21 protein-coding genes are annotated in these 20,608 nt (G+C 72.7%); 7 read left to right on the forward strand and 14 right to left on the reverse strand.

Annotated elements, in window-relative coordinates; all coding sequences use genetic code 11:
* Positions 1-49: 49 nt before the first annotated feature.
* Positions 50-649 carry a hypothetical protein gene (locus AC27L3_RS10695; protein ID WP_487233757.1) on the reverse strand — a complete coding sequence of 200 codons (600 nt, stop codon included), beginning with the start codon at positions 647-649 and terminating at the stop codon, positions 50-52.
* 243 nt (positions 650-892) lie between these two features.
* Between AC27L3_RS10695 and AC27L3_RS10700 the strand changes: the two genes are divergently transcribed.
* Positions 893-1,375, forward strand: coding sequence for a hypothetical protein (locus tag AC27L3_RS10700; protein WP_487233758.1), 483 nt, complete (start codon positions 893-895; stop codon positions 1,373-1,375).
* A gap of 253 nt (positions 1,376-1,628) precedes the next feature.
* On the opposite strand, the gene AC27L3_RS10705 is transcribed toward AC27L3_RS10700, so the two are convergent.
* Positions 1,629-2,201 (reverse strand): hypothetical protein, encoded by a 573-nt coding sequence (locus AC27L3_RS10705; RefSeq protein ID WP_487233759.1) that lies wholly within the window; start codon positions 2,199-2,201, stop codon positions 1,629-1,631.
* 103 nt (positions 2,202-2,304) lie between these two features.
* Here AC27L3_RS10705 and AC27L3_RS10710 point away from each other — a divergent pair, with 103 nt between their 5' ends.
* Positions 2,305-3,231 carry a DUF6891 domain-containing protein gene (locus tag AC27L3_RS10710; RefSeq protein WP_487233760.1) on the forward strand — a complete coding sequence of 309 codons (927 nt, stop codon included), beginning with the start codon at positions 2,305-2,307 and terminating at the stop codon, positions 3,229-3,231.
* A 16-nt stretch (positions 3,232-3,247) separates the two neighbouring features.
* Here the strand turns inward: AC27L3_RS10710 and AC27L3_RS10715 are convergent, their stop codons facing one another.
* Together AC27L3_RS10715 and AC27L3_RS10720 are read right to left on the reverse strand one after the other, a co-directional pair.
* Positions 3,248-3,559: a cupin domain-containing protein gene (locus AC27L3_RS10715; protein WP_487233761.1), complete on the reverse strand. Its 312-nt coding sequence runs from the start codon at positions 3,557-3,559 to the stop codon at positions 3,248-3,250.
* A 54-nt stretch (positions 3,560-3,613) separates the two neighbouring features.
* Complete coding sequence (locus tag AC27L3_RS10720; RefSeq protein ID WP_487233762.1) at positions 3,614-4,237, reverse strand: TetR/AcrR family transcriptional regulator; 624 nt, start codon at positions 4,235-4,237, stop codon at positions 3,614-3,616.
* A gap of 89 nt (positions 4,238-4,326) precedes the next feature.
* On the opposite strand from AC27L3_RS10720, the gene AC27L3_RS10725 reads away from it, so the two are divergent.
* Positions 4,327-5,307 carry a beta-ketoacyl-ACP synthase III gene (locus AC27L3_RS10725; protein ID WP_487233763.1) on the forward strand — a complete coding sequence of 327 codons (981 nt, stop codon included), beginning with the start codon at positions 4,327-4,329 and terminating at the stop codon, positions 5,305-5,307.
* Positions 5,308-5,319: 12 nt separating this feature from the next.
* Here the strand turns inward: AC27L3_RS10725 and AC27L3_RS10730 are convergent, their stop codons facing one another.
* Positions 5,320-5,931, reverse strand: coding sequence for a TetR family transcriptional regulator (locus tag AC27L3_RS10730; protein ID WP_487233764.1), 612 nt, complete (start codon positions 5,929-5,931; stop codon positions 5,320-5,322).
* Positions 5,932-6,015: 84 nt separating this feature from the next.
* Here AC27L3_RS10730 and AC27L3_RS10735 point away from each other — a divergent pair, with 84 nt between their 5' ends.
* Positions 6,016-6,939, forward strand: coding sequence for an oxidoreductase (locus AC27L3_RS10735; protein ID WP_487233765.1), 924 nt, complete (start codon positions 6,016-6,018; stop codon positions 6,937-6,939).
* Between the two features lie 12 nt (positions 6,940-6,951).
* Entirely contained in the window at positions 6,952-7,092 is a 141-nt protein-coding gene (locus AC27L3_RS10740; protein WP_487233766.1) for a DUF6126 family protein, read from the forward strand.
* Between the two features lie 14 nt (positions 7,093-7,106).
* Here the strand turns inward: AC27L3_RS10740 and AC27L3_RS10745 are convergent, their stop codons facing one another.
* The 8 genes from AC27L3_RS10745 to hrcA all read right to left on the reverse strand — a co-directional run bounded on the left by AC27L3_RS10745 (position 7,107) and on the right by hrcA (position 17,371).
* Positions 7,107-7,310, reverse strand: a complete 204-nt coding sequence (locus tag AC27L3_RS10745; RefSeq protein WP_487233767.1) for a bacteriocin immunity protein — start codon at positions 7,308-7,310, stop codon at positions 7,107-7,109.
* Positions 7,311-7,351: 41 nt separating this feature from the next.
* Complete coding sequence (locus tag AC27L3_RS10750; protein WP_487233768.1) at positions 7,352-11,740, reverse strand: DUF6531 domain-containing protein; 4,389 nt, start codon at positions 11,738-11,740, stop codon at positions 7,352-7,354.
* Positions 11,737-12,096 carry a hypothetical protein gene (locus AC27L3_RS10755; protein WP_487233769.1) on the reverse strand — a complete coding sequence of 120 codons (360 nt, stop codon included), beginning with the start codon at positions 12,094-12,096 and terminating at the stop codon, positions 11,737-11,739. The genes AC27L3_RS10750 and AC27L3_RS10755 overlap by 4 nt, the downstream gene beginning before the upstream one ends.
* A gap of 95 nt (positions 12,097-12,191) precedes the next feature.
* Complete coding sequence (locus tag AC27L3_RS10760) at positions 12,192-12,941, reverse strand: helix-turn-helix transcriptional regulator (RefSeq protein WP_487233770.1); 750 nt, start codon at positions 12,939-12,941, stop codon at positions 12,192-12,194.
* 231 nt (positions 12,942-13,172) lie between these two features.
* The gene (locus AC27L3_RS10765; RefSeq protein ID WP_487233771.1) at positions 13,173-13,922 is read right to left on the reverse strand and encodes a 16S rRNA (uracil(1498)-N(3))-methyltransferase; all 750 of its coding nucleotides are present in this window, start codon (positions 13,920-13,922) and stop codon (positions 13,173-13,175) included.
* 3 nt (positions 13,923-13,925) lie between these two features.
* Positions 13,926-15,002 carry a nitronate monooxygenase gene (locus AC27L3_RS10770; RefSeq protein ID WP_487233772.1) on the reverse strand — a complete coding sequence of 359 codons (1,077 nt, stop codon included), beginning with the start codon at positions 15,000-15,002 and terminating at the stop codon, positions 13,926-13,928.
* Between the two features lie 215 nt (positions 15,003-15,217).
* Positions 15,218-16,354: a molecular chaperone DnaJ gene (dnaJ, locus tag AC27L3_RS10775; RefSeq protein WP_487233773.1), complete on the reverse strand. Its 1,137-nt coding sequence runs from the start codon at positions 16,352-16,354 to the stop codon at positions 15,218-15,220.
* Positions 16,355-17,371, reverse strand: a complete 1,017-nt coding sequence (gene hrcA / locus AC27L3_RS10780) for a heat-inducible transcriptional repressor HrcA (RefSeq protein WP_487233774.1) — start codon at positions 17,369-17,371, stop codon at positions 16,355-16,357.
* A 196-nt stretch (positions 17,372-17,567) separates the two neighbouring features.
* On the opposite strand from hrcA, the gene AC27L3_RS10785 reads away from it, so the two are divergent.
* Both AC27L3_RS10785 and AC27L3_RS10790 read left to right on the forward strand, forming a co-directional pair.
* Complete coding sequence (locus AC27L3_RS10785) at positions 17,568-18,323, forward strand: MBL fold metallo-hydrolase (RefSeq protein ID WP_487233775.1); 756 nt, start codon at positions 17,568-17,570, stop codon at positions 18,321-18,323.
* A 28-nt stretch (positions 18,324-18,351) separates the two neighbouring features.
* Positions 18,352-19,182: a DUF3097 domain-containing protein gene (locus AC27L3_RS10790; RefSeq protein WP_487233776.1), complete on the forward strand. Its 831-nt coding sequence runs from the start codon at positions 18,352-18,354 to the stop codon at positions 19,180-19,182.
* A gap of 174 nt (positions 19,183-19,356) precedes the next feature.
* Here the strand turns inward: AC27L3_RS10790 and hemW are convergent, their stop codons facing one another.
* The gene (gene hemW / locus AC27L3_RS10795) at positions 19,357-20,589 is read right to left on the reverse strand and encodes a radical SAM family heme chaperone HemW (RefSeq protein WP_487233777.1); all 1,233 of its coding nucleotides are present in this window, start codon (positions 20,587-20,589) and stop codon (positions 19,357-19,359) included.
* Positions 20,590-20,608: the final 19 nt, after the last annotated feature.

Genomic DNA, 20,608 nt, shown 5'->3' on the forward strand with positions numbered 1-20,608 from the left:
ACGGTGCGGATGTTACCCGCCCGTCCGTACGGCCGCCGCGACCCGGCCGTCACTTGCCCCGGGGTACGGGCGTACTGCTGCAGCTCGCGGAGGGCGCCGGCGCGGTGGGCCCCCGGGTGCCGCCCTGCGGCGGCGGGGGCGGCTTGGGCACGCCCGGGCCCGGCGCGGTGGGTACGGACGAGGAGGGAGCGCCGCCACCGGTACGGGTGCAGTCACCGAGCACGCTGACCCGGAAGACCGTCCGGCCGTCCACGTTGGCGGTCAGCAGGCCGCGCACGCAGGCGGTGCCGGACACGCCGGTGACGGTGCCGAAGACGATGATCCGCCTGCCCTTGTCCGTACCGCCCTCGCATTCGATGCCGACGATCGTCACCGGCTGCGGCGAGCCCGCCATGTCCGTGCCGCCGTCCTGCGCCTTGCCCCGGCAGGTCAGCCAGGCCACGGCGACACCGGAGCGGCCGAGCGCCTGGGACGCCTGGCGCTGGGTGACGGCGGCGACGGTCGCCGCGTCGAGCCCGGCGGCCGGCTCGCAGCCGGCCAGCGCCACCACGGCCGCCACGGCCAGGCCCGCGGCACCGGCCCCGTACCGCAGGCGGGGGCGGCCCCACTCCCGTACACGTATGCCACGTATGCGCCTCGACGCACCCATGGCGGAGAGTGTCCCACTGCGGGCGGGGAGCGGGGAAGGACGCCTTGGGGCACAACGGGCCTTGTTGCGCGCCGAGTTGGCGCCGTCCCGTTCGGCCAAACACGGCTGCGAACGCGTCACATCCGTACGAAGCCGTCTCGTCCGGCGGGGGCGGATGCCAGAGTCCGTACCGCCCCCGGCGCCCCCGGGGGCACGGCACAGGCGGCTGCACGACTCGACGAAAGCCCGACGGAAGGATCTTTCGTGAGCAAGAGGATCGTGAGCAAGAGGATCACCACCGCCCTGACCACCCTGCTGGCGACGGCCTCGCTCGCCGGCTCCCTGGCCCTGGCCGGCCCGGCGACCGCGGCCTCCTCGACCAGCGCCAAGGCCCCGGCGGCCGGCACGAGAACCTTGGCGAGCCGGACCCTGTACGCGCCGTACACCCTGGAGCGCAACCAGTCGGTGAGCTCCGACACGGCGACCCTGGTCATGCAGGGCGACGGCAACCTCGTCATCTACGACGAGTTCGGCCGCGCGCGCTGGGCGTCCAACACGGTCAACCAGGGCTGGCGGGCCGTGATGCAGGAGGACGGCAACTTCGTCGTCTACACCCGCTCGGGCAGGGCGGTCTGGAACTCCCGGACGGCCGGGCACCCCGGCTCGCGCCTGGTCGTCCAGGACGACGGCAACGTGGTGATCTACGACGGCAGCCAGGCGATCTGGGCCTCCGGTACCAACCACTGAGCACACGCACACCGGCGCGCGGCGCGATCCGCCGGACGGGCTCCAGGGCCTGTCCGGCGGACCTTCGTCGCGGATCGCGCAGTGCCCCGCAGGGGCGCGGGGAACTGCGCGACAAGCCACGACGCGCCCGCAGTCGGCCCGGGGTGGCGTGTCAGGCGGGCCGTCGCCGGCCGATCGCGCCCACGCGGCGGCAGCCGCAGATCGGCACGCCCCGGGCCCCTTACGGGGCATGGCATGATCCGCCGGACAGGCTCTACGTGTGCGGGATCACGAAGTTGAACCCCGCGGCGTTGTGCCCGCTGCCGTTGGGACACCGGCCCTTTTCCGGGTAGCCCCAGAAGAACATCCCGTAGCAGGTGGTGCAGAAGCGCCAGTACGCCTGGGCGGAGGGCGTCTCGGCGACGTCGTGCGGGATCACGAAGTTGAAGCCGGCCGCGTAGTGCGACCCGCCGGTGGGGCACCAACCGCCGCTGGGGTAGCCGAAGAAGAACAGGCCGTAGCACTTGGTGCAAAAGCGCCAGTTGGCCTGGGCGTTGCCCGTCTCGGGAACGTCGTAGGGCAGGACGAAGTTGTAGCCGGCCTGCGTGTGGGCGCCGCCCGCGGCGCAGTGCCCGTCGTCTGAGTAGCCCCAGAAGAACATGACGAAGCACTTGGTGCAGAACCGCCAGCTGCCTTGCCCCGACAGGGCCCTGGCCTGCACCGCCGGCGCTGCGGCCACGGACGTCACGGCGACGGCCGCGGTGATCCCCGCCAGTGCGCCGAGCCCGCGGGTGGCGAAGGCCCGGCGCCCGAGCGGGGCGGTGGTCGTGGTTCTCGGAAGCTCCATGCGGGTTCCTCTCCTGGACCGCTGGACCACATCATGAGCATGGCAACAGCGGACGACGATGCCCGTCAAGGGGCTTGTCAGTGGTCCATGGGAGAGTGCCGGCATGCTTGCGATCACGGTGCAGACGGAGGACGGACGCCGCCGCGTCCGGGTGAGTGGGCAGGAGCTCGCCGGGCTGGTCGCCCGGATCGGCGGGGAGGGCGACCGGTTCCTGGTCGTGCAGAGGATCCCCGACCTGCCGGACGTCTTCGCCCAGGTGTGGCACGAGGCGGGCGGCGCCTACACGCTGGAGCACCGGGCCGGGGCGCCGGACCGGCACTTCCAGGCGGTGCTCGACGGCCCGGATGCGGTGACCGCGGTGACCGCGGCACTGACGGGCTGGGCGCGCCAGCAGGACGGCCGGGACGCGGGGTTGCAGTGGACCCGGCTGGACATGCCCGCACCCGAGCCCGTACCGCCGCTCGCCCTCGACGAGGAGGAACGCGGCGAGCTGGAGGGCCGGATCCGCGAGGTGCTGGTCGGCGGCTACGCGACGCGCGCACAGCTGGCCGAGCTCGCCGAGGACTACCTCGTCTCCGGCGACCGCCGGCCGGTCTCGGCCGCCCAGGCGCAGCAGCTGGCCGACCGGCTGTGGTGCGAGCGGGTCGCCGAACAGGCCGCCTGGGAGGGCGAGACGGATCCCGAACGCCTCACCCGGGCCTTCGCGGCCCTGGAGGCCGCCGGCATCACCGCCCGGGAGCACTTCACCTGCTGCCGTTCGTGCGGCCAGGCGGAGATAGGCGCGGAGAGCGCGCCCGGTGCCCGCGGCTTCGTGTACTTCCACTCCCAGTGCACGGACTCGGCCGCCTCCGGGCACGGGCTGACGCTGCTGTACGGCGGGTTCGACGGGTCGGTGGAGACGACGGCGGCCGTCGGCCGCGAGGTCGTCGCCGCCCTCGCGGAGGCGGGACTTGCGACGGAGTGGAACGGTGACGCGCGCCGGGCCATCACCGTCACCCCCCTGGACTGGCGCAAGCGCCTGGTGGGCTGACGCCACCCGACGGCCGTCACGCGGCCTCCACGATCAGCAGGGCGCCGTGGCTGCCGGGCAGGACGGCGTGGGGCGTCGCGGCCGGTACGACGTACATCTCGCCGGCGCCCACCTCCACCGGCCGTCCGGCGACGCGCAGTCGCAGGCGCCCGTCGAGGACGATCAGCGCCTCGGGTGTGTCGTGCAGCTCCTCGGCGAGGGGCGTGCCGTCCATCCGGAGCACCTTGACGACCGAGCCCTCACCGGCCCGGCCCAGGACGGCGGAGCGCCACGCGCCGGGCAACGCACGGGCCGTGTCGTCGAGTTTGATCACGTTCGTGTCGAGCATGCCGCCGAGGCTAGGCGAGGAGTGGGCGCAGGTGGCTGACCGTTCGGCAAAGGTTCAAGCGCAGCGCGGCGGGTGGGCGAGGAGGCGGTCCACGGCCCGGCGGGTGCGGGCGGCGGCGCCCGAGGGGTCGGCGAAGAGCTGTGTCTCCTGGTTGAGGGCCATGTACAGGCCGACGAGCTCGTAGACGAGCTGCTCCGGATCGGTGTCCGGGGGCAGGTCGCCCGCCGCCACGGCCGTGCGCACCTCGGCGGCCAGGCGGCCGCGCCAGACGCGCAACAGGCGGGCGACGGCGTCGCGGACGTGGCCGCCGCGGGCGTCGAACTCGACGGATGCCGTGGTGAAGAAGCACCCGCCGGGGAAGATCTCCTGCCCGGCCTCCAGGTAGCCGGCCCAGCTCGCGCAGACCGCGCGCAGCCGGGGCAGCCCCGGCTCCTTGGGCGCCGCGGGCTCCCACACCAGGCGGGAGAACGCCGCCGCGGCTCCGTCGAGGGTGGCGAGCTGCAGGGCCTCCTTGGTGCCGAAGTGGCCGAGGACGCCGGCCTTGCTCATGCCGAGGTCGGCGGCCAGGCGACCGATCGTGAGCCCTTCCAGGCCGTCGACCGAGGCGAGGGCGATGCCGCGCGCCACGATGCGCTCCCGCGTGCGGCGGGCTTCGGCGAAGGAGTTGCGAGGGCTCATGGCGTCATCCTACCGAGCCACGACCTTTTAACTTCCGATCGATCGGTTGCTATATTCCGGGCTCCGTCGCCGAGCCGAGGAGATCGACCATGCAACCGACCATGCATGCAGCCGTACCGGGAAGCCCTGCGGGAAGCCGTATCGCCGCTCTGGGCCACTACCAGCCGGAGCGCGTGCTGACCAACGACGACCTGGCCACCATGGTCGACACCGACGACGAGTGGATCCGCCGCCGCACCGGCATCGCCACGCGCCACCTCGCCGCCCCCGGCGAATCGGTCACCGACATGGCAACCGCCGCTGCCGGCAAGGCCCTGGCCGCGTCCGGTCTTGAACCCGCCGACATCGGGCTGATCACCGTGGCGACCTGCACGGCGATCGACCGCTGCCCCTCCACCGCCGCCCAGGTCGCCGCCCGCCTGGGCCTGCCCTCCCCCGTGGCCTTCGACCTCAACAACGGGTGCGCGGGCTTCTGCACCGCCCTCGCCTGCGCCGACCACGCCCTGCGCGCGGGCGCGGCCCGCCACGCACTGGTCATCGGTGCGGAGAAGATGTCCGACGTCACCGACTGGACCGACCGGCGCACCTGCGTTCTGCTGGGGGACGGCGCGGGCGCCGCCGTACTCAGCGCGCACCACGAAGGAGGCGTCGGGCCGGTCGTCTGGGGCTCGGACCCCACGCGCGGTGACGCCGTCCGCCTGGCCGGCGCCTGGCATCCGCGCTTCGCCCAGGAAGGTCAGACCGTCTTCCGCTGGGCCACCGGCGAACTCCCCGCCCTCGCCGAGGACGCCTGCGCACGCGCCGGCCTGCGCCCGGCCGATCTGGCCGGCGTCGTCACCCACCAGGCCAACCTGCGCATCATCGACGCCGTCGTCCGCCGGCTCGGCCTCCCCGAGGACGTGGTGATCGCCCAGGACGTCGTCGAGTCCGGCAACACCTCCGCCGCCTCCGTCCCGCTCGCCCTGTCCAAGCTCACCGAGCGCGGCGCACTCCCCTCGGGGGCGCCGGTCCTGCTGCTCGCCTTCGGCGGCGGGATGTCCTGGGCCGGGCAGGTCGTCACCTGCCCCTGAGCGCCGCTTCGGCTACTGCGCGTCCAGCGCCGGGGCGACGACCGCGAAGGCCCGCTCCAGCAGCCCGGCCGGGTCCACGGCGGCATCGTCGTCGCCGCCGCTCCACCGCTGCAGGACGGTGTTGAAGGCGGTGAGCGCCATGCCGGCCGCCATCTGCGGGTACAGCTCCGCGTCGGCGTCCGCCCCGGTACGGGCCGCCAGCTCCGCCGTCAGATCCTCCCGCCACTGCGCCTGACGCTCCAGGAAGCGGGCGTGCAGGGCGGGGGTGCCCAGGATCAGCCGGACGACGCCCCGCGCACTGTCGGCGTGGTCGCCGCAGGCGGCGAGGGGCCCCGAGACGGCGTGGCGCAGCGCGACGGACACGGGCTCGTCGGCGGGACGGTCCGCGAGGGCGGCGCGCATGCCGGTGCCCATGTCCGCGAGGAACCGGACGACGACGTCCTCCTTGGACGCGAAGTACCGGAAGAACGTCCGCCGGGAGACGCCGGCGACGGCGGCGATCTCGTCGATGGTGACCCCGTCGTACCCCTTCTGCGCCAGCAACTGCAGCGCTGCGCTGGTCAGTTCGTCCGCGACGAGTTGACGTTTGCGCTCGGCCAGGCTGGTTTCGGGGCGGGGACTCACGGAGCAAGCGTACCGCCACGATGCAGCGGACGGCACGAATGGTCACTGTTGACACTCTGTGCCACGAAGGGCAGTGTGTGCCTCATGAGGCAGCATCGATGGACCGCCGACCACATCCCGGACCAGACCGGCCGCACCTTCGTCGTCACCGGCGCCACCAGCGGGCTGGGCCTGGCCACCACCAGGGCGCTCGCCCGCCGCGGCGGGCACGTGATCCTCGCCGTACGCGACGAGACGAAGGGCCGCCGGGTGGCCGCCGAACTGCCCGGCGCCCGACTCGACGTACACCCCGTCGACCTCGCCGACCTCGACTCGGTCCGCGCCTTCGCCGACCGGCTGCACGCCGAGCAGGCGCGGGTGGACGTGCTGATCAACAACGCGGGCGTCATGGCACCGCCCCGGACGCTGAGCCCCCAGGGCCACGAGCTGCAGTTCGCCTGCAACCACCTGGGCCACTTCGCGCTCACCGGCCTCCTGCTCGACCTGCTCTCCGCCGGGGAGGACCCGCGCGTGGTCACGGTCAGCTCGCTCAACCACCGCAAGGCCCGCATCGACTTCGACGACCTCCACGGCGAGCGCTCGTACTCCCCCATGCGCTCCTACAACCAGTCCAAACTCGCCAACGCCGTCTTCGGCCACGAGCTCCACCGGCGCCTGACCGCCACCGGCAGCCCGGTCCGCAGCCTGCTCGCCCACCCCGGCTACACGGCGACGAACCTGCAGATGCGCGCATCGACCGCCACCCTGCGCCTGCTCCTGGGCCGCATCGGCAACCCCCTCCTGGCCCAGCACCCCGACCAGGGCGCACTCCCCCAGCTGTACGCCGCCACGGCCCCCGACGCGGCAGGCGGCGACTTCATCGGCCCCGACGGCGCGGCAGAACTCCGCGGCAACCCGACGCGCGTCCGACTGTCACCGACGGCAACCGACCCGACCGTGGGCACCCGCCTGTGGGACCTGTCCGAACACCTCACCGGCACCCGCTTCCCGCTCCCGGCAACAAGGTAGGCTGGCATTCCCATGCCACCCGCCACGCCGGACTCCGAGAAGCGCGCAGAACGCCAGATAGCCCTGCGCGTGCTCGTCTACGTCTTCATCACGCACGCCCTGGCGGGCTTCATCTGGCTGCTGTTCTTCCTGGGCGACCACGCGAACAAGTAGCGGCGGCGCCGCTTTCACAGCTCGATCGGCCGGTAGGACAAGGCCTGGTCCACTACTTCTTCAGCTGTAAGCGGCGGGTCGGAATAGTAGATCAAGTCCAGCACTCGCGGATGCACAACATTCTCTTCGAGGCGATCCACTAGCGCGTCATGCTCTTCTTCGGTTCCTTCGCCAGCCATGATTCGCTGCACGAGTTGAATGAGCTCATCTCGTGTCACTTCGAGCCTCCTTCACTCACCTGAACAGTCCAATCCCACAGTCACCCACCCATGTGATATCCGGGATCCAGCACTTCCTTATGATATCGCGGGGTCACGATGAGAAGATTGTCGAGGTCGTACACGCCGCCTCCGCGCTGGATAGGTGTTGCATGGTGCAGTACGTACCTCCTGTTCCCGCCCACTGCTTGGTCCTTCGTGACGAATGGCGCCTTGCCCTGGGACATCAACGTCTGCCCGGAAGGCCCGAACCCAGACGCCAGGGAAGGATCCTTCGAGACCTCGATCCAAAAAGCCTCGCGGAATTCGTCAAAGTTCTTGAACTGGCGTCCTTGCAGCGCCCGAGCGACTTGTCCAGGCACCCTCCCGGCATTGCCCGAAGTTCCTCGAAGCCATGTCTCACCAGCGTCGGGAAGACGTGATCCACCTCCAGCAGAGCCTGCCGAATTCCTCATTCCCGAGGATTTCCCGGGCGGAGAAAGTTCTCTGACATCACAGGGCGCCAAACCGAGCGGATCACCCCATGAACCGGGATTGTCCACATAGCTGGACGGATTCGGCGCCGGTTCCAGCCCCAGTGGGTCCGGCGATATGTAGCGCGCCGTCTCCGGGTCGTAGTAGCGGAAGTAGTTGTAGTGCAGGCCCGTTTCCGGGTCCGCGTACTGGCCCGGGAAGCGGAGGGGGCAGTCCGGGGCGTCGGGGGGCTGGGGTGGGGTGGGGAGGGGGGTGCCCCAGAGGGTGGTGCGGTGTTGCCAGGCCAGGGTGCCGTCCGGGGTGACGAGTTCCGTGGGGGTGCCGACCGGGTCGGTGATCACTGCGTGGAAGCGGGCCGCGGTCTCGGCGTAGTCCCGGATCAGGGACTCGCCCTCCGCCCGGGGGCGGTGGTGGGTCTGGGCGACCGGGCGGTGGGTGCCCGGGGCGTAGTCCCAGGTGGTGGCGGCACCGTCGGGGGCGGTTTGTTCCGCCAGGCGCGTGCCGTCCCACGTGAAGAGCGTTTCGGCGCCGTCGGAGAGGCGGCGCTTGGCCAGGCGGCGGCCCAGTGGGTCGTAGGTGTAGGCCCACTGTTCGCCGTCCGGGGTGACGGCTTGTGTCAGGTGGTCCTCGGCGTCCCAGGTGTACGTCCACACCCGGGTCTGGCCGTTGAGCAGTTTGCGGGTCTTGCGGGTGAGGCGGCCCTGGGCGTCGTGTTCGTACGTGGTGCGGCCGGCGCGGCGCAGGAGGGTGCCGTCCACTTCGTGGCGGCCGGGGGCCTCGTGGGCGGGGGCGGTGACGTGGGTGAGGTTGCCGGCGGTGTCGTAGGCGTACGTTTCCGTCCAGCCGTGGGCCCGTACGCCGGTGACGCGGCCCGTGGCGGTGAGGTCGAAGCGCCGTGTGCCGGAGGTGAGCTCGCGGATCTCCTCGAGGTGGCCGTCGGCCCGGTAGGCGTAGGACCGGTGCTGGAGGAGGCGCTCGGCGCCGGGCGCTCCGGAGGTCACGCTCTGTCCGGTGATGCGATCGGCGGCGTCCCAGGACTGGGTGAGCACGGTGTCGTCGTCGCCCAGACGGCGTGCGGTCTCGCGGCCGGCCGCGTCGTAGGTGAAGGTGAGGCTGCCGGCGTCGTTGCGCAGGGTCGTGGGCCGCCCGGCGGGGTCGTACGTCCATTCCGTTGTCAGTCCGGAGGCGGTCGTGCGCTGCGTGCAGTGTCCTTCGGCGTCGTACGACCACCGGGTCACCCGGCCGTTGACGCTTTCCGACAGCAGCCGACCGAGGGCGTCCCGTTCGTGGACGATGTCGGCGCCGGGGCCGGTTGTGCGGGCCAGTCGGCCTGCCGTGTCGTAGGTGTACGTCGTGGTCCCGCCGGTGTCGGAGCGCTGCTCGATCACTCGGCCCAGTGCGTCGCGCTCGAAGTGCAGCGTTTCGCCTGCACCGTTGGTCCGTGCCAGCAGCTGTCCGGCCGCGTCGTGGACGTACGTGATGCGGCGTCCGTTGAAGTCGGTTTCCGCCGCCAGGCGGCCCGCGTCGTCGTAGTCGTAGGACCATGTCAGGCCCTGCGGGTTGGTCACGGCGACGAGCCGCAGTTCCGTGTCGTGGGCGAAGGAGTACGTCGTCCCGTCCGGCTCCGTCCGTGAGGCGGGCAGGTCGAAGTGGGTGCTGGTGTGGGTGGTGGTGTTGCCGGCGGGGTCGGTGTGGGTGAGGAGGTTGCCTTCGCCGTCCCACGTCCACGTCTCGCAGGTGCCGTCCGGGAGGTCGCGCCGGCTGGGCCTGCCCTCGGTCGTCCAGGACATGCGGGTGACGCGGCCGAGCGGGTCGACCGCCTCGACGACCCGCCCGAAGGCGTCCCGGCGGACGGTGGTGGCGTGACCGAGGGGATCGGTGACGACGAGCGGCAGGCCCGCGCCGTCGCACCGGACCGTGGTGGTGTGCCCGAGGGCGTCGGTGACCGCGGTCAGGTGGCCGGCGTCGTCGTAGGCGTAGCGTCTGACCGCGCCGAGCGGGTCGGTCGTGGCGAGGAGGTTGCCGCGCTCGTCGTAGGCGTGCCGCCACGTCGCGCCGCCCGGCTCGGTGACCTGCAGCGGGCGGCACAGGTCGGCGTCGTACGTGGCGTGGGCCGCCGTACCGTCCGGCAGCGTCACGCGGCTGAGGTTGCCGGCGTCGTCGTAGGTGTAGCGGGTCGTGCGGCCCAGGGGGTCGGTCACGGCGAGGCGGCGGTCGCCTCGGGGGTCCCATGCGGTGCGGGTGGTGTTGCCGAGCTGGTCGGTCTCCTCGACGACCTGCCCGTCGGTGTTGTGGCGGTAGGTGCGCAGATGGCCGAGGGAGTCGGTCTCGGTGGTCGTGCGCGTGTCGTCGTCGTAGGCGAAGGAGCCGGAGAGGAAGCCGTCGCTTCCCTCGGTGCGTATGACGCGGCCGCGGGTGTCGTAGGTGTAGCCGTACGACGTGCCGTTGCGGTCGGTCCAGGAGGTTATTCGGCCTTCGGTGTCGTAGGTGAAGCGCAGCGGTCTGCCGCTGGAGTTGGTGACCTCGGTCAGGTTGCCCGACGCGTCGTAGCCGTAGCGCATCAGCACGGTGCCGCGCCCGGGGGCGTGCGGGTGTTCGTAGGGCGACGGCGCTTCGTCCAGCAGGCGCAGTGCCGTGATGCGCGGCCCTTCGGTGTCGACGGCCACGTAGGCCCCGCCGGAGTGCCGGAGTGCGGTGGGGGCGCCGAGTTCGGTGCGCTCGATGTCGATGCGCGTGCCGTTGCGGTCGTGAAGGCTTTCCAGCGGGAGCTGGACGGCGCCGGGGGTGTCGGTGGGGGCGGGCGCTCCGAAGGTGCGGACGACTCCCTGGTAGGGGTCGGTGACGGTCAGCGTGCCGTCCGGGCGGCCGTCCCACTGCAGCGGCCATCGCGGGCCCTTCACGGGCAGGACCGGCTCCCCCGGCGTGGGTACCGGGTAGACCAGGCGCATGCCGTCCGCGGCGGCGTAGACGACGCCCTCGGCGTCCAGTTGGACGCGCTCGTCGAACGTCGAGGCCCACGTCGTCCCGAACCAGCCGCCGGAGCGGTAGGACGACAGGTGGGTGCGCTCGACGGTCAGGGGCAGGGCGCCCGGCAGCCGCAGGTCCGTCTGCGGCAGCAGCATCGTGCCGGTGGCGACGTCGATCGGGTCCTTGGCGCAGGGGATCTCGGCGGTGGGGCGGGCGGCCGGGGGCAGCTCGACCAGACCGGGGCGGACGCCCTTGAGGAGGTTGCGGTATCCGCCGGCCAGCTCGGCGCTGCGGCCCAGGGCACTGACCCCGTTGAACGCGCCTCCGAAGGCACCGCCGTAGATCATGCCGTCCGTCGCCGCGGCGTTGATCTCGTCCAGGCTGAAGCCGTGCTGCAGACCGGCTGCGATCTTCGCCGGCTGGGCGACCGCCAGGTCGACGGTGACGGCCTCCACCCCGCTGAAGGCGGCCACGACGAGCGTGGTGGCGACGACCTCGGCGACGGTGGCGGAGATGGCGATGCCGACCGTCGCGCCCAGTTCGATGACCGCCGTGGCGGCCGCCGCCGAGGCGGCGGTGCTCAGCCCGAAGGTCAGGAAGCCCAGGCCGACGCCCGCGAGGATGACACCTGCCTCGATGCCGATCTTCTTCCAGAGCTTGTCGACGGCATCGTCGATGGCATGGGCGAGCCTCTCCAGGGCGTCGGCCATGCCGTGCGCGGAGGCGGCGACGTCGTCGAGCCACCCCTTGCCGCCCGAGCCCGCGCCCGCGTAGCGGCCCCAGAAGACACGGAACGCCTCGATGCCCTCGCCCTGGTTGTTGCGGATGAGTGCCTGCGCGGTGTTGTTGGTCGCTCCGCGAACGCCCTCGACGGCCTTGGCGAACTCCTTCCAGGCGGCCGCCGCCTTGCGCAGCTTTCCCGGGTCGCCGTCGGGCCAGTGGAGGCCGAGCTTCTCCAGGACCGCCCTGGCCTCCTCGGCGGCGCTCACCGGCCGCCCTTCGTCCCGGCGTCGCCCGGCTTCGCCTTGGTGAACATTCCGGCGACGAGCGCGTCGTTGTCGACGTGTCCGTCGGCCATGTCGACCAGTGCCTCGTGGATGCTGACCAGGCCCAGCACCAGGGTGCCGGTCGCCTTCTCGATGTCCTTCTGCCGACGGGGGTACTCGGTGGCGAACTGCTGGACCGCATCGTCCTTGCCCCAGGGCTCGCCGAGGCCGTCGAGCGTGCCGATCAGTCTGGTGAGCGCCTCGCTGAGTTTTTTGCCCTGTTCGTGGAAGACGGGCGCTGCGGCCTTGATGTCGGCGGTCTTGATGTCCAGGACCTTGCCGTTGCCGGCGTCACTCACGGCCGCGCCTCCCCGCCGAGCGCGCCCGGCTCTCCAAGAGTGGTCAAGAACCACCCAGCTTAGAGACCGGTTCTGACACCAGTGGTCACGGCCCGTCAGGTGATCAGTCCTGCCTCCTTGGCCAGGAGGACCGTTGCGAGGCGGTTGTTGGTGCCGAGCTTGCGGTAGATCTTTTCGAGGTGGCGGTTGACCGTGTGGGGGGACAGGGCGAGGCGGCGGGCGATGCCGGTGGCCGGGAGGTCCTCGGCCAGGAGGCCCAGGACGGTCAGTTCGCGGGGGGTCAGGCCGTGGTCGGGGGTGGCGGAGGGGGTTGCGCCACGCAGGCGGCGGAGTTCGCGGGTGTGGCGGTCGGCCCTCACGAGGAGGGGGTGGACGCGTTCGACGAAGGCGAGGTCGTGGTCGGTGAAGTCGCCGTCCCGGGCGACGACGATCGCGCGCACGGGGGCGGTTTCGGTGGCCATGGGGATGCCCAGCTGCTGGGTGGTGCCGTAGTCGCGGCGGGCCTCGGAGTACCACGGGGAGTGGCGCCAGCCGTCGCACAGTTCGCCGACGACCACCGGTCGGCTCTCGCCGGCCGCGAGGTACGGGATCAGGGGGTGCTGCTGCAGGATCCGGCGCTGGACCATGTCCTCGACGTGGCGGCCCATGGCCTCGGGGGCCCAGCCCTCGGCGCGGGCAGCGCCGGTGGTGGGGTCGATGCCGGAGAACGTCACCGTGCCGCAGTCGAGGGATTCCCGCAGGTGGCCGGCGATCAGGTGGCCCAGCCGGTCGGGCTCGGGGTGGTCCAGTACGGCGGCGACGAGGTCGAGCATGTGCTCGTAGTCGCGGGCGCGCAGTCGTGGCATGGCCGGTTTCTTCTCCCTCGGCCCCCGCCCGCTGCATGCTACGGGGGGCCGGGAGGTCGCCTCAAGCCGGTCCGAACGGGGCCGGCGGCCACAGGGCGACCCGGGCCGCGCCGGCACCGGATCCCCCGTTTCCCCCGTGGTCGGTGCCGGCACGAGCCCTTGCCGGAAAAGACGATGTCACGGGCCGGTGGGCACCGCCATGGGAAGAACTTCCCATGGCGGTGACCGCACTCAGCCCCAGCGTCCCGTGCGCCCCAGCAGCAGGGCCGCCGCCGCGGTGCCGGCCGTGGAGGTGCGCAGGACGCTCGGGCCGAGGCGGTACGGGTGGGCGCCCGCGGCGGCGAAGGCGTCGAGCTCCTCGGGCGAGACGCCGCCCTCGGGGCCGACGACCAGGACGATGTCGCCGGTCTGCGGCAGGTCGGCGGTGGCCAGCGGGGTGCTGCCCTCCTCGTGCAGGACGGCCGCGAACGCGGCCCCGGCCAGCAGCTCGGCCACCTGGCGGGTCGTCATGAGATCGGCGACGTCGGGGAAGCGCAGGCGGCGGGACTGCTTGCCGGCCTCGCGGGCGGTGGCCCGCCACTTGCCGAGCGACTTCAGGCCGCGCTCGCCCTTCCACTGGGTCACGCAGCGGGAGGCCGCCCACGGGACGACCGCGTCCACACCGGTCTCGGTCATGGTCTCCACGGCGAGTTCGCCCCGGTCACCCTTGGGGAGGGCCTGGACGACCGTGATGCGCGGCTGCGGATCCGGTTCGGAGCGTACGGAGGTGACGGCGACGTCGAGGTGGTCCTTGCCCTCGACGGCGGCCACGGTGCCGTGGACACCGTTGCCCTGACCGTCCGTCAGGACGATCTCCTCCCCCACGCGCAGCCGGCGCACCGAGACCGCGTGGCGGCCCTCGGGGCCGTCCAGCGGGAAGACGGTGCCGGGGAAGACGCCCGTCAGGGCGTCCTCCTCGACCAGGAAGACCGGCGCTGTCATGACCTACTCGCTCTCTCGTGTTGCTCTCAGTTCCGCGGCCAGCACGGCGACCAGCTCCGCCGCCGGCAGGGTGCGCGCCAGGCGGTGGCCCTGGCCGGCCCACAGGTTCAGGGCCCCGGGGTCGCCGGCGGCGGCCGCCGCCCTGCGCAGGGGGGACGTCAGGTGGTGGACCTGGGGGTACGCGGCGGGGGCGGCCGGACCGTGCTCCCGAAGGAAACGGTTCACCAGGCCCCGGGCGGGACGGCCCGAGAAGGCCCGGGTCAACTCGGTGCCGCAGAACGCCGGATCCGTCAGCGCGCTCTTGTGCACGGGATGCGCCCCGGACTCCGGGCACGGCAGGAACGCCGTACCGAGCTGCGCGGCGCACGCCCCCGCGGCGAGGACGGCGGCGATCTGGCCGCCGCGCATCAGGCCGCCGGCGGCCAGGACGGGCAGCGGCACGCTCTCCCGGACCTCGGCGAGCAGGGCGAGCAGCCCGGTACCGGCACCGGGGCGGTCCGCGCGCACGTCGTCGTGGTGGGTGCCCTGGTGGCCGCCGGCCTCGACGCCCTGGACGCACACCGCGTCCGCGCCGGCCTCCTGCGCGGCGCGCGCCTCGGCGGCGGAGGTGACGGTGACGACGGTCGCCGTACCGACCGCGGCGAGGGCGTCCACCGCCGTACGGGAGGGACACCCGAAAGTGAACGAGACGACGGCGACGGGGTCGTCGAGGAGGGCGGCGAGCTTGGCGTCGTAACCGTCGTCGGTCGCCTGGTCCGGGTCGCCGAGCGCGACGCCGTACGCGGCGGCCTCGGGCGCGATGCGGCGCGCGTACGCGGCGACGGCACCGGGATCGGCGGCGGGCGGCTGCGGCAGGAAGAGGTTCACGCCGAAGGGGCGGGAGGTCAGGGCGCGCACCTGCCGGATCTCCTCGCGGAGGGCGCCCGGGGTCTTGTAGCCGGCGGCGAGGAAGCCGAGGCCACCGGCGTCGCAGACGGCCGCGGCGAGGGCGGGGGTGGACGCTCCACCCGCCATGGGGGCCTGCACGATCGGATGCTCGAGCTGCTCGAACAGTGCGGTCACTCCGGTCGACGGGGGCATGACCTCATCGTGTCACAAGGCGGGCGGGGGCCCGGGGCCCCGGGAGCGCCAGGCGCCCGATGTGCTGGAGGGGCCGCCCCAACGGGCGGCCCCTCCAGCACATCGGCTACGGGCTACCGCCCGTTGAACGCGTCCTTCAGGCGCGAGAACAGGCCCTGCCGGCCCGGCTTGCCGTACCCGCCCGGGGGACGACCCCCGGACCCCCGGCCGCGCGCCTACCGCCCGTTGAACGCGTCCTTCAGGCGCGAGAACAGGCCCTGCTGGCCCGGCTTGAACTCGCCCATCGGGCGCTCCTCGCCGCGGATCTTGGCCAGCTGGCGCAGGAGGTCCTCCTGCTGCGGGTCGAGCTTGGTCGGCGTGGTGACCTCGACGTGGACGATCAGGTCGCCCCGGCCGCCGCCGCGCAGGTGGGTGACGCCTCGGCCGTGCAGCGGGATCGACTGGCCGGACTGGGTGCCCGGGCGGATGTCGATCTCCTCGACGCCGTCGAGGGTCTCCAGCGGCACCTTCGTGCCGAGCGCGGCCGCCGTCATGGGGATGGTGACCGTGCAGTGCAGGTCGTCGCCGCGGCGCTGGAAGACCGGGTGACGGGTCTCGTGGATCTCCACGTACAGGTCGCCGGCCGGGCCGCCGCCGGGGCCGACCTCGCCCTCGCCGGCGAGCTGGATGCGGGTGCCGTTGTCGACACCGGCCGGGATCTTCACCGTCAGCGTGCGGCGGGAGCGGACGCGGCCGTCGCCGGCGCACTCCGGGCACGGGGTGGGCACGACCGTGCCGAAGCCCTGGCACTGCGGGCAGGGGCGGGAGGTCATGACCTGGCCCAGGAAGGACCGGGTGACCTGCGAGACCTCGCCGCGGCCGCGGCACATGTCACAGGTCTGGGCGGAGGTGCCGGGGGCCGCGCCCTCGCCGCTGCAGGTGGTGCAGACGACGGCGGTGTCGACCTGGATCTCCTTGGTGGTGCCGAAGGCGGCCTCGGTGAGGCTGACCTCCAGGCGGATCATGGCGTCCTGGCCGCGGCGGGTGCGCGAGCGCGGTCCGCGCTGCGACGCCTGGCCGAAGAAGGCGTCCATGATGTCGGAGAAGTTGCCGAAGCCCGCGCCGAAGCCGGCGCCGGCGCCCGCGCCGCCCGAGGAGGACAGCGGGTCGCCGCCGAGGTCGTAGACCTGCTTCTTCTGCGGGTCGGAGAGCACCTCGTAGGCGGCGTTGATCTCCTTGAACCGCTCCTGCGTCTTGGGATCCGGATTGACGTCCGGGTGCAGCTCGCGCGCGAGGCGGCGGAAGGCCTTCTTGATCTCGTCCTGCGAGGCGTCGCGCCGTACGCCCAGGACCGCGTAGTAGTCCGTGGCCACTTACGACTCCGCCAGGATCTGTCCGACGTAACGTGCCACTGCGCGTACCGCTCCCATCGTTCCGGGGTAGTCCATGCGGGTCGGTCCGACCACGCCGAGTTTGGCGACGGCCTCGTCGCCCGAACCGTAGCCGACGGCGACCACCGATGTGGAGTTCAGCCCTTCGTGGGCGTTCTCATGACCGATGCGCACGGTCATCTCCGTGTCCTTGGTCTCACCGAGCAGCTTGAGCAGTACGACCTGCTCCTCCAACGCCTCCAGCACGGGCCGGATCGTCAGCGGAAAATCATGACCGAAACGAGTGAGATTGGCGGTGCCGCCGATCATCAGCCGTTCCTCGGTCTCCTCGACCAGCGTCTCCAGCAGAGTCGCAAGGACCGTCGAAACGGTTCCTCGGTCCTCCTGGTCGAAGGAATCGGGCAGGTCCTGCACGAGCGGCGGCACGTCCTTGAAGCGCCGCCCCACGACCCGGCTGTTGAGCCGGGCCCGCAGGTCCGCCAGCGCGGCCTCGCCGACGGGCGCCGGGCAGTCGATCATGCGCTGCTCGACCCGGCCGGTGTTGGTGATCAGCACCAGCATGATGCGGGCCGGGGCCAGCGCGAGCAGCTCCACGTGCCGCACGGTCGAGCGGCTCAGCGAGGGGTACTGCACCACGGCGACCTGCCGGGTCAGCTGCGCCAGCAGCCGCACCGTGCGCGCCACCACGTCGTCCAGGTCGACGGCACCGTCCAGGAAGTTCTGGATGGCGCGCCGCTCGGGCGTCGACAGGGGCTTGACCTCGGCCAGCTTGTCGACGAAGAGGCGGTAGCCCTTGTCGGTGGGGATGCGGCCGGCGCTGGTGTGCGGCTGGGCGATGAAGCCCTCGTCCTCCAGCGCGGCCATGTCGTTGCGCACGGTGGCCGGGGAGACCCCCAGCTTGTGCCGCTCGGTCAGTGCCTTGGAGCCGACCGGCTCCTCGGTGCCCACGTAGTCCTGGACGATGGCGCGCAACACCTCGAGCCTGCGTTCGCTCAGCATCGCGCGCACCTCCAGGGTCAGTGGTCCTACCGTCGTACGGGGATCCGCCGGGCCCTTCCGCCCTTGGCACTCAATGGTCACGAGTGCCAGATCCCGTAGGCAAGTGTACGGCCGGGCCCCACGACCGGGGCAAGGGCCGTCCGCGCCCCTTGCCTCCGGACGGGCAACGCTATCGGTCAGCCGCTAGCGTCGCCGTATGGAAACTCACGCGAACGCGGGCGCGGTGGGGGGCGGGGCCGGAGCGCGCTGGGAACACCTCGCGCCGGGTGTCGTACGCCGCAGGCTGCCGGGCTGGGACGCGACCGCCGGCGCGGTCGCCGGCAGCGACGGGGTGCTCGTCGTGGACACCGGTTCCTCGCTGCACGAGGGCGTGGAGATCCGGCACGAGCTGCAGGAGATCTTCGGCCTGCCCGTGACGCACATCGCACTGACCCACCCGCACTTCGACCACGTCCTGGGCACGGCGGCCTTCTCCGGCGTCCAGGTGTACGCGGCCGTGGGCGCCGGAGAACTCCTCGGCCGCGAACGCAAGGAACTGCGGCACGACGCCGTGCTGCACGGCATGCAGCCCGACCTCGCGGCCGAGGCCGTGGAACTGCTCGTCCTCCCCGGCCACGGCGTCTCCGGACAGGTGGCCCTCGACCTCGGCGGGGGACGCCGGGCGCTGCTGGTCAACATCGGGCCCGGGCACACCGCCCACGACCTGGCGGTGCTGGTGCCGGGCGGCACGGACGCACCCGACGTGGTCTTCTGCGGCGACCTCGTCGAGGAGTCCGGCGAACCGCAGGCCGGTGCCGACGCCCTCCCCCATGCCTGGCCCGCCGCCCTGGACCGGCTGCTGGCCCTGGGCGGCGAGGACGCGGTGTACGTGCCGGGGCACGGGGCCGTGGTCGACGCGGGCTTCGTACGGCGGCAACGCGACGAATTGCGGGAGCGCTTCCCCACTCCGTGATCCGCCATCTTGATCCACAATTGCGGCCATGCGCAGCAGAGAGTACGGACCGGCCGACCTGACCCCGCCGTGGAAGCGGAAGGGACCGCCCGTACCGGAGGTACCGGCCGAGGTGGACCTGGTGGTCGAGGAGGTCACCACCGGGTTCTGCGGCGCGGTGGTGCGGTGCGAGAAGACCGCGCAGGGGCCCGTGGTCACCCTGGAGGACCGCTTCGGCAAGTGCCGGGCCTTCCCCATGGAACCGCGCGGCTTCCTGCTGGAGGGGCGCGTCGTCACGCTCGTACGCCCCGCTGCCGCGGCCCCCGCCGCGCCCTCCCGCACCGCGTCCGGCTCCCTCGCCGTCCCCGGCGCCCGGGCGCGCGTCGCACGCGCCGGGCGCATCTACGTCGAGGGCCGGCACGACGCGGAGCTCGTGGAGCGCGTGTGGGGCGACGACCTGCGCATCGAGGGCGTGGTCGTGGAGTACCTGGAGGGCATCGACGACCTGCCGGAGGTCGTCCGGTCCTTCGGCCCCGGGCCCGACGCGCGACTGGGCGTGCTGGTGGACCACCTGGTGCCGGGCACGAAGGAATCACGGATCGCGGCGTCGGTGACGGGCGAGCACGTGCTGGTGGTGGGGCACCCGTACATCGACGTGTGGGAGGCGGTGAAACCGGCGTCGGTGGGGATCGCGGGGTGGCCGCGGGTGCCGCGCGGGGAGGACTGGAAGACGGGCGTGTGCCGGGCGCTGGGGTGGCCCGCGAACACGGGGGCCGCGTGGCAGCGGATCCTGGGTTCCGTGCGCTCGTACAAGGACCTGGAGCCGGCGCTGCTCGGGCGCGTGGAGCAGCTGATCGACTTCGTGACGGTGGGTGGGTAGGGGGCGCCTGCGGCGGGCGGTGCCCCGGACCCGCCCTTTCTCCCCCAGCTACCGCTGGGAGGTGCCCCCAGTTTCCGAAGGGGCTGCCGCCCCTTCGAGACCCCGCGCGGTCCTGCGGGGGTGCGAGGGGGCCGCAGGCCCCGCTCGGAAACGGAGAAAGGGCGGGACCGGGGGTCAGTCCACCAGGTCGCGGACCACCGCGTCCGCCAGCAGGCGGCCTCGGAGGGTCAGGGCCGCACGGCCCTCCGCGAAAGCGACCGGTTCCAGCAGGCCGTCCGTCAGGGCGCGCTGCGCCGCCGCCAGGCCGGCGGGGCGCAGCAGGGACAGGGGGCAGCCGTCCACGAGCCGCAGCTCCAGCAGGATGCGCTCGACGCGGCGGTCCTCGTCCGCGAGGATTTCGCGACCGGCGCCAGGGGAACGGCCCTCCGCCAGTGCCTGCGCGTACGCGCCCGGGTGCTTGACGTTCCACCAGCGCACGCCGCCGACGTGGGAGTGGGCTCCGGGGCCGGCGCCCCACCAATCGGCGCCGCGCCAGTAGAGCTCGTTGTGCCGGCAGCGGGCGGCTTCGGTGGTGGCCCAGTTGGAGACCTCGTACCAGGTGTAGCCGGCCGCGGAGAGGGTCTCGTCGGCGATGAGGTAGCGGTCGGCGTGCACGTCGTCGTCGGTCATGGGCACCTCGCCGCGGCGGATGCGCCGGGCCAGCTGGGTGCCTTCCTCGACGATGAGGGCATAGGCGGAGACGTGGTCGGGGGCGGCGCCGAGGACGGCGTCGAGGGAGGCGCGCCAGTCGTCGTCGCTCTCCCCGGGCGTGCCGTAGATCAGGTCGAGGTTGATGTGGTCGAAGCCGGCTTCCCGGGCCTCGGCGACGCACGCCTCGGGGCGGCCGGGGGTGTGGGTGCGGTCGAGGATCTTCAGGACGTGCTGCCGGGCGCTCTGCATGCCGAAGGAGATGCGGTTGAAGCCGGCGGCGCGCAGTTCGTCCAGGTAGCGGGGGTCGACGGATTCGGGGTTGGCCTCGGTGGTGACCTCGGCGTCCTCGGCGAGGCCGAATTCGTCGCGGATGGCGGCGAGCATGCGGCCGAGGTCGGCGGCGGGCAGCAGGGTGGGGGTGCCGCCGCCGACGAAGACCGTCTCGACCGGGCGCGGGTCGTCGCCGAGCACCTTGCGGGCGAGCCGGATCTCGTCGGTGACGGTCCCGGCGTAGGTGTCGCGGGAGGCGAGCGCGCCGCCGGAGCCGCGCAGCTCACTGGCGGTGTAGGTGTTGAAGTCGCAGTACCCGCAGCGCGTGGCGCAGTAGGGGACGTGCAGGTAGAAGCCGAGGGGCCGCTGCCCGGAGCCGGCGAGGGCGTGGTGGGGCAGTGCCCCGTCCTCGGGCATGGGCTCGCCGTCAGGCAGTACGGAAGGCATGGGGTCCATTGTCCGTCAT

The sequence above is a fragment of the Streptomyces sp. PKA51 genome (assembly GCF_057552455.1).

Bases quoted from the DNA above. Each gene is read 5' to 3' on its own strand.
- AC27L3_RS10770 (WP_487233772.1), bottom strand. From the start codon at position 15,002: ATGCCCCCGTCGACCGGAGTGACCGCACTGTTCGAGCAGCTCGAGCAT.
- AC27L3_RS10695 (WP_487233757.1), bottom strand. From the start codon at position 649: ATGGGTGCGTCGAGGCGCATACGTGGCATACGTGTACGGGAGTGGGGC.
- hemW (WP_487233777.1), bottom strand. From the start codon at position 20,589: ATGCCTTCCGTACTGCCTGACGGCGAGCCCATGCCCGAGGACGGGGCA.
- AC27L3_RS10720 (WP_487233762.1), bottom strand. From the start codon at position 4,237: ATGAGCCCTCGCAACTCCTTCGCCGAAGCCCGCCGCACGCGGGAGCGC.
- AC27L3_RS10760 (WP_487233770.1), bottom strand. From the start codon at position 12,941: ATGCCACGACTGCGCGCCCGCGACTACGAGCACATGCTCGACCTCGTC.
- AC27L3_RS10785 (WP_487233775.1), top strand. From the start codon at position 17,568: ATGGAAACTCACGCGAACGCGGGCGCGGTGGGGGGCGGGGCCGGAGCG.
- AC27L3_RS10740 (WP_487233766.1), top strand. From the start codon at position 6,952: ATGCCACCCGCCACGCCGGACTCCGAGAAGCGCGCAGAACGCCAGATA.
- AC27L3_RS10725 (WP_487233763.1), top strand. From the start codon at position 4,327: ATGCAACCGACCATGCATGCAGCCGTACCGGGAAGCCCTGCGGGAAGC.
- AC27L3_RS10710 (WP_487233760.1), top strand. From the start codon at position 2,305: ATGCTTGCGATCACGGTGCAGACGGAGGACGGACGCCGCCGCGTCCGG.
- hrcA (WP_487233774.1), bottom strand. From the start codon at position 17,371: ATGCTGAGCGAACGCAGGCTCGAGGTGTTGCGCGCCATCGTCCAGGAC.
- AC27L3_RS10765 (WP_487233771.1), bottom strand. From the start codon at position 13,922: ATGACAGCGCCGGTCTTCCTGGTCGAGGAGGACGCCCTGACGGGCGTC.
- AC27L3_RS10705 (WP_487233759.1), bottom strand. From the start codon at position 2,201: ATGGAGCTTCCGAGAACCACGACCACCGCCCCGCTCGGGCGCCGGGCC.
- AC27L3_RS10735 (WP_487233765.1), top strand. From the start codon at position 6,016: ATGAGGCAGCATCGATGGACCGCCGACCACATCCCGGACCAGACCGGC.
- AC27L3_RS10790 (WP_487233776.1), top strand. From the start codon at position 18,352: ATGCGCAGCAGAGAGTACGGACCGGCCGACCTGACCCCGCCGTGGAAG.
- AC27L3_RS10715 (WP_487233761.1), bottom strand. From the start codon at position 3,559: ATGCTCGACACGAACGTGATCAAACTCGACGACACGGCCCGTGCGTTG.